Source organism: Streptomyces sp. NRRL WC-3549, from assembly GCF_000721935.1.
Classification (GTDB): domain Bacteria; phylum Actinomycetota; class Actinomycetes; order Streptomycetales; family Streptomycetaceae; genus Streptomyces.
In genome coordinates, this window is the sequence record NZ_KL585425.1 from 124,390 (window position 1) to 124,644 (window position 255).

Sequence of the window (255 nt, forward strand, 5' to 3'; positions counted from 1 at the left end):
ATCAGAGATGTGTATAAGAGACAGGAGCAGAACCCGCAGGACCAGAACCAGAACCCGTACCAGCAGCCGAACCCCTACCAGCAGCCGGGGTATCAGCAGCCGGGGCACCCGCAGGGTCCGCCCGGGTACCCGCAGCCGAACCCCTACCAGCAGCCCACCGTGCCGCAGTACGCCGTGCCGGGACCGCCCGGCGGCCCGAAGCCGCCGGACGACAAGAAGAAGACCACGATCGTGGCGATCGTCGCGGCGACCCCG

1 pseudogene is annotated in these 255 nt (G+C 68.6%); it reads left to right on the plus strand.

Annotated features, from left to right (window positions below):
• Positions 1–9: 9 nt before the first annotated feature.
• Positions 10–255, plus strand: a pseudogene (locus tag IH13_RS0128320) (hypothetical protein); the annotation flags it as partial.